This window comes from Roseibium sp. (genome assembly GCF_025698965.1).
Taxonomy (GTDB): domain Bacteria; phylum Pseudomonadota; class Alphaproteobacteria; order Rhizobiales; family Stappiaceae; genus Roseibium.
Genome location: NZ_JAILWL010000301.1, coordinates 1 through 8,146, shown reverse-complemented (window position 1 = coordinate 8,146; position 8,146 = coordinate 1). Strand labels below are relative to the sequence as shown.

Below are 8,146 nucleotides of genomic sequence, written 5' to 3'. Positions count from 1 at the left end.
AGCAGGATAGAGCATCAGATTCCTAATCTGAGGGTCACAGGTTCGAATCCTGTCGGGGTCACCAATCTTTTCAAGGTCCATTCTTGTCACATGGTTTACATTTGATACCGGAGAGATAGTTTACACTTTCTCCGGAGTGAATGGATTGTTTGCCTGCTCAACGCGTCCCTCGCAATTTACAAAAAAAACGTCCGGCATTGCAGAACAGTGGATCCTGATCCGCTTCCAAGTGACCAATCCATCCGCTGTCCCAAAGCGCTCGCCGCGAATCCTGCCCGTGATACAATTGATACATTCGCCAAGGTCAAACAGAAAAACCTGGCGTTTATTGAAGGTTCGCCGGTTTTCTCCGCGAGCCCGGCAGGCAGGAAAAGTGGGATCAGATGTTGCAGCATACGGAAGGTGGGACAACGGCTGCCGGGGCAGACCGGACAGCCAATGAAGTCCTTGCAGATGCAGTTGATGCCTTGCAGGAAGGCTTCGCTCTGTTTGGCTTCGACCAGAAATTCCTGACCTGTAACAAGCGCTTTCTTGAACTGCTCTCTTCGCCGGACCTGCCGGAACCTGCGCCAGACGAAGAGGTTGAAACTTTTCTGTGCCGCCTCTTTTCCGCAAACCTGTTCGAGTTGCCTGACAAGATCAGCGCTGCCGCCTTTGCCAAAGCTGTCACGCAAAAATGCCGCCAGCAAGCAGACAATCTGGATCTCATGCGCAAAGACGGTCGCATTCTGATCCTCTCCACTGTCGAAACTCGGCAGGACCGCCTTCTGATTTCGGTGCGCGACGACACGAAACGCCGCCGGACCGAAATTGCTGATCGTGCATCTGCAGATCTTTTAAAGACGGTGATCGAAGCCTGCCCTGCCAATCTGCTCATGTCACGCCTCGAAGACGGCAAGGTTCTGTTCCGCTCAACGACATCGGAAGGCCTGTTCGGGGATCACCAGGCGGCGACAGCGCACTGGAACAATCCCGAGAAGCGCAAAGATTATCTGGAAGCCTTGAAGAAAAATGGTCGTGTCGACGATTTGTTTGTTGAAGGCGTGCGGAGTGACGGCACGAGCTTTCCTTCCCAGCTTTCCGCCCGCCTGATCGACTATCAGGGCGAGGACGTGATCGTTTCAACGACCACCGACCTGAGTGAAGCCTATGATCTGCGCGCCGAATCCGACCAGGCCAATGCACGTCTGCGTGGAGCGGTGGAGGCCCTGGAAGAAGGGTTTGTCCTTTATGATCAGGACAAGCGGCTCGTTTTCGCCAACAGCCGCTATGCGCAGATGCTGGGTCCTCACAAAAGGCTACTGGTGCCAGGCACGCCGATGCAGGACATCATCGGTCCCGCCGTCGGCAGCGGCCATATTACAATCGTCAAGGCTCCGGACGGTGGCATCCCGGGCATCTTTCAAACGCTCGACAAGGTTGGAAGCCTCAAGGTTGAGATCAAGGTTGCAGATGGCACCCAACGGGAAATCACCCTCACGCGCCTAAAAGATGGAGGCATCGTTGCCACTGTCCTGGACATAACCGAGCAAAGAACCGCGGAAGCGCGCGCGCGCGACATGCTTCACGGCGCTATCGAAGCGGTGGACTTCGGTATCGCCCTTGTCGACGATGACGCGCGCCTGGTATTCGCCAACAGCAAGTTTCGTGAAATCGGCGACCCCAATGGTAATCTCCTTGCGCCCGGCCGGACCATGCGCGAGGTCCACGCGGACGCCATATCATCCGGCCTGTTTCCGCTCACTCCCTGGACGCCAAGCACGGAAATTCTTGACGAGTTGGATCGAATGATCCGCCATGCGGTCAAAGGATTTTCAGTCCCCAACAACCAGGGCAGGGAAATCGTCGGCAATGTTTACGAAACCGCCCTTCAGGGGCGCGTCCTGACCATCGAGGATGTCACCGATCAGCTGAGAGCCGAACGTCTCTTCACCGATGCGGTGGCACGCCTGCCGGTCGGTGTGGCGATTGAAGGCGCGGACGGGCAATTCACCCATTGCAACGACGCTTTTGCAGCCCCCTTCCACCTGACCTCGGAAGAAATCCTCGAGCTTTCCGACGAGGAAAGGATCAGGGTTCTGTCTCCCCAGATTGCCACCGTTGCTGGAAAGAACGTAGGTAACCAGGCGGCGAAAATGTTCGGTGAAGCCGTCAGGAAGCAACGCGAAACACTGATCCCGATGGAAGTCAGTTTCAAGGACGGCCGCCACTATCTGGTGGAACGGGCAATCACACAGGACAACGGCCGGGTCGTCGTTGTGACCGACACCACCGCGCTCAAGCAAGCCGAAACCCGCAGTCTCCAAACATTGAACGACGCTATTCAATCGCTGGACGAGGGGCTTGTTCTGTTCGATCGCGACATGAATTTCGTGCTTGGCAACCGTCTCTATCACGAGATGTTTTTCACCGGCCTTGCTGCACCGACACAAGGTGAGAATCTTATCGACATGCTGGACCGGCTGATCGATGCCGATGGCATGGTTGTGCCTGACGGCGTTGAAAAAGGCATTTATATCAAAGAGCTGGTTCGATTGGCGCGCATTTACAAAAAGAAGGAGACCATCCACCTCAGCGGCGGTCGTGTCCTTCTGGCCTCTGCACACCAGACCGAACTGGACGGATATCTGGTCTCGTTCATTGATGTCACCGAGCAGCGACGCGCGGAAGAGGAACAGCGAGAGGCAGACCTACTCCTGCGCAAGATTGTCGAGGCCTGCCCGGCCAACTTCCTGGTTTCCCGGATCCAGGACGGCAAGATCATCTATTGCCCGCCCGCGTCGCGCGACCGCTTCGGCGAGATTGACACGACCTTGAGTTTCTTCCTGTGCCCTGAGGACCGCGAACGCTATCTGGACGCATTGCTGCCAACCGGACAACTTGACGACTACCGTGTTCAGTTCAGGCGGGCCGACGGCTCCATCATGCAGGGCCTGACGGCAGCACGCGTCACCGATTACAAGGGCGAAAATGTAATCGTGTCCTCAACACGGGATATTTCCGACCTCCTTGCCATGCAGGAGGAATTGCAGAAACAGCGCGATATTGCGCATCAGAACGAAAAGCTTTCGGCCCTTGGCGAACTGCTCGCCGGCGTCGCGCATGAATTGAACAATCCACTTTCCATTGTCGTTGGCTATGCCCAGATGCTGGAGGGAAAACTGGAAGACCCTGTTCTGTCGAAACGGGTGGACCGGATTGCAGAGGCGGCCGACCGCAGCGCCAGGATTGTCAGAACGTTCCTGGCTATGGCCCGGCAGCGGCCCGCAAAAATCGAACCCTGCTCACTGAACGAGATCGCGTCGGTCGCCCTGGATGTTGCCGGATATGGTTTGAGAGCAAATGGCGTAAAGGTTGTCACCGAATTCGACGAAACCCTGCCCGCAGTCTCCGGTGATGAAGACCAGCTCGTACAGGTATTCACCAATCTGATCGTCAATGCCGAACACGCTCTTGCCTCCCTGGGTGAAAACGCCGTGCTGAAACTGCGATCGTTTTATGACGCTGACACCGATCATTCGATTGTCGAAATTCACGACAACGGAGCCGGTATTCCAGATGAGATCAGGGCGCGCATCTTCGAACCATTTTTCACCACAAAGGATGTCGGTGAGGGAACGGGGGTCGGTCTCGCGTTTTCGCACAGGATCATCAACACACATGGTGGGATTTTGGATGTCGTATCGGCACCTGGGCGTGGGACGAGTTTCTTCGTCAAACTGCGTGCGATCAAACCGGAAGCCGGTGAACCGGCTCTAAACGCACCGCAGGAACTGAGTATCGAGCGCAAACGTGTTCTCGTCATCGACGACGATGCAAATGTCGGCGAACTGATCTGCGACCAGCTGCAGGACCTGGGATGCCAGGCGCGATTGGTCACGGACGCACGAAAGGCACTGGACCAGCTGTCACGACAGTCCTTCGATGCCATTGTAAGCGACTTCAAGATGCCCGGCATGGATGGCGAAGCTTTCTACAGGACCCTGCAGCAAAGACTTCCCAGCTATACCGGCCGGATTGGATTCGTGACAGGAGATTCCATGGGCAATTCAGTTCAGAGGTTTCTTTCCGAAAGCGAACGGCCTTACATCGAAAAACCGATTTCAAAGGAAGACCTGGCGAGGCTTCTGACGCAACTTGGTGACGGAGAAGAACAATCATGACATCAAGCCCTTCCCCGAAACACATCCTGGTTTGTGATGACGAACCGCACTTGCGTGAAATGGTTGCGGAATATCTGACTGAGCGCGGATATTCTGTTGCAGAAGCTCCGAACGCCGCGGAAATGAACGCGCTTCTTGATCGCACCCGGCCCGCCTTGATCATTCTGGATGTGAACATGCCAGGAACCGACGGTTTGACTGCATTGCGGGATCTCAGGGCAACATCGACCGTACCTGTGATCATGCTGACGGCCGCCAGTGAAGTGGTTGACCGGATCATCGGGTTGGAAATGGGAGCCGACGACTATGTCGGCAAACCGGTCGACCTGCGCGAACTCGAAGCACGAATCAAGGCAGCGTTGCGCAGACAGGATTACGCCGACACCGAGAATGAAAGGCAGGACCGGCTCAACGGCACCGTGGCATTCGGAAACTGCCGGTTGGATCTTGATGGCGCCAAACTCTTCGGATCTGACGGCAATGAAATCGCAATCACAGCCATGGAGTTCAGCCTTTTACGGGTTTTTGCCGAGAACCGGGGACGGGTCCTCAACCGGGACCAGCTTCTGGAACAGGCTCACGACAAGGGATGGGAGCCGTTCGACCGATCCATTGATCTCAGGATCTCGCGGCTCAGACGAAAGATCGAAACCAACCCGACCAAGCCGGAAACCATTCGCACCGTCCGCGGTATTGGATACGTTTTCGACTGAGGAACGCACGTATCATAACAAGAAACCCTGCATTTCCGAGGAAACACAGGGTTATCTTGGATGGGATCAGATCGTGTCACGACCTGAACCGGTCTTTAGTTGCCAAGGCATTTTTCCAGCAGAGCTGCATCCGGATGGGTCGCATTCGGACCGAATTCCGCATAGCATCCCGCGGTCCAGGCAACGGCCTTGTTCTTGCCGCCATAAGACCCGTCAGGAACGCTGTTCCGCTGGTTGTCGGTGCCGGAAACCCGCATTGCCTTGCCGGGCTTCGGCACAGAACCTTGGGACTTGATCTTGGATGCCTTGAACGGGGATGTCGGCTTGACACCGCCGTGACCGGCACAGGCAACTTCGTTGCTGATCGCATCGTCGGAACCGAAATTGAACACCGTGCCGTCGTTGCAGGTCACAATTCGATCCTTTGCCTGAGCGGTTGCGGGCAGTGTGACCGTGGCAACCGAACCGACCGTCAACACGGCAAGCGCGGAAAGAAGTGTAATTTTCATGCTCATTTGTATCTCCATTTGTATCCAGTCAGCATTATTGCTGACGGTACAAAGATATGAGCCGAAGTTATCTGATTGATTTCACTCAATATTTCAATTGTATCAGTAAATCTTCAGTCCAGTAAAAAAAGCTGCGAAGAACATGAGAGTTCAACGCAGCGTGAAGGTACTTGTTGCAAGAATAGTTCGGGGCGACACGAAATCTGCCGCCCTGACTTGTGAACCGGTCAGACGATGAAGAGGTCGTTCTGTGTCAGATTGATATGGCCGAGCATCGAGAAGGACAGGTCCTCTTCGAGCCCGACACCATCGCGAATGTAGACATTGGTGACATCGCCATAAATGTTGCTTTGCGCATGTTCGAAATAGGCTTCGGCACCCGGTGTGTCCGAAAAACCGTTCTGTTCACCAAGGAAGTCGGCGAAAAATCCTTCGATTACAACAAGGTCACCACCCTGGGTGAAGTCCTCGATCACATCCATCGGGCCTGAAGCACCGCCACTGTCTCCGGCCACAAAGTAAAACACGTCAAATCCGGCACCGCCGAGCATATAGTCGCCCACATCGCCATTGCCGTTTGTGCCGCCGGTGATGGAGTCGTTTCCGTCTCCGCCCTGGATATAGTCGTTGCCGGCGCCACCGAACATCTGGTCGGCCCCGTCACGCCCATGCATGATGTCATCGCCGTCACCGCCCTCCATTTTGTCGTTCCCGGTTCCGCCGTCCATATCGTCATTGCCCTGATCACCGGACATCTGATCGTTTGAAGGACCACCGTTCATCAGGTCATCGCCCTGATCGCCGATCATGACGTCCGAACCGCCGCCACCTTCCAAATGGTCATCACCCAGGCCGCCCTGCAGCAGATCGTTGCCAAGCCCGCCGAAGACCTGATCGTCACCATCACCACCCAGAACCGTGTCCCTGCCGGCGTCGCCCCAGAGAATGTCATTGCCGTCTTCGCCTTCGACCGTGTCATCGCCATCGCCAGCGCGCACGGCATCACGACCGTCGCCACCCTCGATCCTGTCACGTCCATCGCCACCTTTGATCAGGTCATTGCCGCGACCGCCGAGCAGAGTGTCGTTGCCATCCTCTCCTTCCAGGACATCGTCTCCGACATCACCGACAATGACATCATTGTCGGCGCCGCCGAAAAGCCTGTCATTGCCGTCCCCCCCGTGGAGGAGATCATTACCGGAACCGCCATAAGCGGTGTCGTTGCCGTCAAACAGAAAGATGTCGTCATCGCCCCAAAGACCGTAGGCAATGTCGACGCCGGAAGTGCCGGAATAGAGGTCGTCTCCGTTCCAGTCGATCCAGATGTTGACCGGCGTAGCGATCAGATCGTTGGTCAGGCCATTCAAAAAGGAGGCACCTCCCAGGTTGCCGAGCACGGCACCGCCGAGTTTTGCCGCAAATGACCAGGGGGAAACAGGTCCCTCTTCCGCACGCTCCACTGTTCGATAGGAGTTATCACCTCCCTCGAGCGCACCGCCGCGCCGAATTTCGCGACCGCTTCCATCCGATGTGGACGCGGTTTCACCTTCGAGACGCTCGGCCCGACCGCGAGACTGGTGACCGGAATTTTCTGCCGGATCAGGTGACTGGCCGTCTTCCATCCAGTCCGACCAGTTTTTTCCTAGTTTTTTGTTCCACCCGAGTGTTTTGGAATAAGGAGTTAGCAATCTGAACGCCATGAAAGTCTTCCTCTATGCAATTGATGGCCTTCAGCCACCGGTGCGCTCGACCGCGAGGGAACGAACGCGCGATACCCACTGCACAGAGATTGACTGGCAGACGTATCCGCTCGACGTCGCAATGAAAGAAAGACTGTATGAATTGTATCGCCGTAACCGGCTCCGTTCCTGCCAGTTGATACATCTGTTACAGACGATACAGACCGGACACGCCAAGCGTGGCTAGACTTGCTCGATCAATCGAAGCACGTGCCGCATCCAAAGCGTACGAACAAGCCTTGGACAGACCCGATTTTGCCGGCGACCCATTGTGGATCTCTTTGTTTGACAGCTGGCTGTTCGTCTCAGGCGGCAGCATTGGGCCGGCTGAGGATGAACAAGGCAGCCCCCGCCATGCAGGATGCCTGGATGATCAGAACGGTCATGGAAACGGAAAGCGCGAAACTCAGGCCGAAGACAGCGGCCATCATGCCGATGGAAATCACCTTGTAACGGACTGCAATTGCCCCGTTCTCCCGCCAGTCCGCAATGATTGGTCCGAAGACACTGTTGTTTTCCAAGACTGCCCGCAAGTGTGGTGAACTTTTACCGAAAGCGAAGGCTGCCACGATCACAAAAGGTGTGGTTGGCAGCACCGGCAACACCGCCCCGATTGCTCCAAACAAAAGAGCCATCGCTCCAAGGACCAACCAGAATGCACGTCTCGCGTTTGGCACGACCGCTTGCAAAACTTCTCTCAAGTCACACGATCCTTTACCGGAATATAAAACTCAAGTTTTATCTGTATGCGAGAGTACTGTCTTGATTTGTATCAAGCGCGCGACGTTTCTGATCTCTTTTGCATTATTGCCGGCTGACGGTTTTTGGGTGCTCCGGCCAGATCTTTCCCGGAAATCAGATATCAAAACCCGGAATGAGCTTGAGCCGACACAATCGGCAGCCTGAGTTGTAACTCCGACAATTCCAGTTGAATTTTATCCAGCCACGGATTGTCTTCGGCTGGAGCCGGGTGGCCAGTGCCTGTATTGACGTCAAACCGTGGAAAATTGGCTCCGGAAATC

At 55.5% G+C, this 8,146-nt stretch carries 5 protein-coding genes; 2 read left to right on the top strand and 3 right to left on the bottom strand.

Going from position 1 to position 8,146, the window contains the following annotated elements; genetic code table 11:
- Positions 1–383: 383 nt before the first annotated feature.
- Together K5905_RS21515 and K5905_RS21510 are read left to right on the top strand one after the other, a co-directional pair.
- On the top strand, positions 384–4,163 hold the full coding sequence (locus tag K5905_RS21515) for a PAS-domain containing protein (RefSeq protein ID WP_297587563.1): 3,780 nt from the start codon (positions 384–386) through the stop codon (positions 4,161–4,163).
- Positions 4,160–4,876 carry a response regulator gene (locus K5905_RS21510; protein WP_297587561.1) on the top strand — a complete coding sequence of 239 codons (717 nt, stop codon included), beginning with the start codon at positions 4,160–4,162 and terminating at the stop codon, positions 4,874–4,876. The genes K5905_RS21515 and K5905_RS21510 overlap by 4 nt, the downstream gene beginning before the upstream one ends.
- Before the next feature lie 95 nt (positions 4,877–4,971).
- On the opposite strand, the gene K5905_RS21505 is transcribed toward K5905_RS21510, so the two are convergent.
- The 3 genes from K5905_RS21505 to K5905_RS21495 form a co-directional block, all read right to left on the bottom strand.
- Positions 4,972–5,391, bottom strand: coding sequence for a hypothetical protein (locus K5905_RS21505; RefSeq protein WP_297587558.1), 420 nt, complete (start codon positions 5,389–5,391; stop codon positions 4,972–4,974).
- A 221-nt stretch (positions 5,392–5,612) separates the two neighbouring features.
- The gene (locus K5905_RS21500; protein ID WP_297587557.1) at positions 5,613–7,085 is read right to left on the bottom strand and encodes a calcium-binding protein; all 1,473 of its coding nucleotides are present in this window, start codon (positions 7,083–7,085) and stop codon (positions 5,613–5,615) included.
- A 344-nt stretch (positions 7,086–7,429) separates the two neighbouring features.
- The gene (locus K5905_RS21495; RefSeq protein ID WP_297587553.1) at positions 7,430–7,825 is read right to left on the bottom strand and encodes a YbaN family protein; all 396 of its coding nucleotides are present in this window, start codon (positions 7,823–7,825) and stop codon (positions 7,430–7,432) included.
- Positions 7,826–8,146: the final 321 nt, after the last annotated feature.

What these genes read in the sequence shown, in the direction of transcription:
- K5905_RS21505 (WP_297587558.1), bottom strand. Translation starts at nt 5,391, where the DNA reads ATGAGCATGAAAATTACACTTCTTTCCGCGCTTGCCGTGTTGACGGTC.
- K5905_RS21515 (WP_297587563.1), top strand. Translation starts at nt 384, where the DNA reads ATGTTGCAGCATACGGAAGGTGGGACAACGGCTGCCGGGGCAGACCGG.
- K5905_RS21500 (WP_297587557.1), bottom strand. Translation starts at nt 7,085, where the DNA reads ATGGCGTTCAGATTGCTAACTCCTTATTCCAAAACACTCGGGTGGAAC.
- K5905_RS21510 (WP_297587561.1), top strand. Translation starts at nt 4,160, where the DNA reads ATGACATCAAGCCCTTCCCCGAAACACATCCTGGTTTGTGATGACGAA.